General features: G+C 71.2%; 2 protein-coding genes. Both read left to right on the forward strand.

The annotated features are described in order from the left end of the window. The first annotated feature begins 119 nt into the window (after positions 1 to 119). Positions 120 to 1,013, forward strand: a complete 894-nt coding sequence (gene prmC / locus VN378_RS09345) for a peptide chain release factor N(5)-glutamine methyltransferase (RefSeq protein ID WP_325743172.1) — start codon at positions 120 to 122, stop codon at positions 1,011 to 1,013. A gap of 280 nt (positions 1,014 to 1,293) precedes the next feature. After that, the coding region (locus VN378_RS09350; RefSeq protein WP_325743174.1) for a DUF4167 domain-containing protein at positions 1,294 to 2,127 on the forward strand (834 nt) is incomplete at its 3' end.

Consider the following 2,127-nt stretch of genomic DNA (forward strand, 5'->3'; position numbering starts at 1 on the left):
GCCCCAGCCCGCCCCTGTGTCGCGTCTGTCCTCGCATCCCGGCTGCAACGGCTCCATCCGGCGCGCGTTCCGGCGCCGCCGCGCTTGATATCCCCGCAAAGCCGCGCCAATGCCAGCGCATGACCGAAACCGCCCCCGCCCCGACCCTGCTCACCGCCTGGAAGGCCGCGACCGCGACCCTCAAGGCCGGCCGCATCGACAGCCCCTCGATCGACGCCCGCCTGCTGCTGGAGGTCGCCGCCGGCGCGAGCCGCACCGACATCCTGACCGACCCCTATCGCGTCGTGACCGCCGACCAGCAGGCCGCCCTGGACGGCTATGTCGAGCGCCGCCTGCGCCGTGAGCCCGTCTCGCGCATCCTCGGCAGGAAGGGCTTCTGGAAGATCATGCTGAACGTCACCCCCGAGGTGCTCAGCCCCCGCCCCGACACCGAGGCTATCCTCGACGTCGTCATGCTGGCCTTCCCGCCGCACCGCGCCTTCGAGATGATCGACCTGGGCACCGGCTCGGGGGCCATCCTGCTGGCGACCCTGGCCGAGCGGGCCGGCGCCCGCGGCGTCGGCACCGACATCTCGTCCGAGGCCCTGGCCGTGGCGAAGGAAAACGCCGCCAATCTCGACCTCGACAGCCGCGCGACCTTCCTGCGCACCGAATGGGCCGCGGGCTTCGGCGACGACAGTTTCGATCTGGTGGTGTCCAACCCGCCCTACATCCCCTCGGGCGACATCCCCGGCCTCGACCCCGAGGTGCGCGACCACGATCCGCTTCTGGCGCTGGACGGCGGCCCCGACGGCCTGACGGCCTATCGCGAACTGGCCCCCGAGATCCGCCGCATCCTTCGCCCCGACGGCGTCTTCGCCGTCGAGATCGGCTGGGACCAGGGCCCGCAGGTCAAGGCGCTGTTCGAGGCGGCGGGCTTCGAAGGCGTCATCGTGGTCAAGGACCTGTCGGACCGCGACCGCGTCGTGACCAACGGGCCCGACCCGCGCACCAACCCCATCCCGAAGATGTAGACGTTCCGAAAACTACCCCTTGGAAAGCGGCTCCGGCCGCGCTAAGTCTTCAACTGTCTCCCACCCAAAACGCACGCCTTGGTCCGCTTCTGGCCCATCCACGCGCGCTCAGGGCAGTGACGGTCTGATCATTCGATCAGGCGGACCACGGGGCGGCGACGGATTTCCGATCACATCGTCAGCGGGGATTGGCCTCGCGCGAAGCGGAACGACGACACGGACGGCGACAGGCTGCATCTCGCAGGCCGGCCCGTCCCCTCACAAAGCACGGTAGCGTCCGATGAGAGATTTCAAGGGCATGAAGCGTCAGCGCGGACGCAACAGGAAGCCCGGGAGCGGCGGCGGCAACAACAACGCCAACGCCACCAATCCGAACCGGTCCTGGGATTCCCAGGGCCCCGAGAACATCAAGGTCCGCGGCAACGCCCAGACCGTCTATGAGCGCTACATGCAGCTGGCGCGCGACGCCTCGGCCGCCGGCGACCGGGTGCTGGCCGAGAACTACACCCAGCACGCCGAACACTATTTCCGCGTCCTGCGCGCCCTTCAGCCCTCGCGTCCGGTTTCCGAGATCGCCCAGCGCGAGCTGGCCGGCCAGGGCTTCGACATCGATTTCGAGGACGAGACCGGGGCCCAGGCCGCCGCCATCATGGCCGCCGAAAAGGTCGAGGCCGACCGCATCGCCCAGATCGAGGCCCGCCAGCGCGAGAACGAGGAGCGCGACCGCTCCAACGATCGTCAGGGTGAACAGCCCCGCCGCGAATGGCGCGACCGCGACGACCAGCCCCGCGCCGATCGCGAACCCCGCGAGCCCCGTCCCGAGGGCGAGGCCGCGACCAACGCCGACGGCAGCCGCCGCGAGACCCGCCGCGAACGGTGGGAGCGCCGCCAGCAGGAACGCGGCGCCCGCTTCGACCGCGAAGGCGGCGAGCCGCGCGCCGAGGGCGACGCCCCGGCGGCGTCCGAAGAAGCGCCCGAAGTTCGCGCCGAAGCGACCGAGCGTCCCGAACGGGCCGAACGCCCTGACCGGGCCGAGCGCCCGGAGCGGCGTCCGCGCCGCGACGCCCGCGCGGCTGAGGACGACGGCCCTTCGGCCCTGCCGGGTTTCCTGACC

This window comes from Brevundimonas sp. (assembly GCF_035561115.1).
Lineage (GTDB): Bacteria > Pseudomonadota > Alphaproteobacteria > Caulobacterales > Caulobacteraceae > Brevundimonas.

What these genes read in the sequence shown, in the direction of transcription:
- prmC (WP_325743172.1), top strand. Translation starts at nt 120, where the DNA reads ATGACCGAAACCGCCCCCGCCCCGACCCTGCTCACCGCCTGGAAGGCC.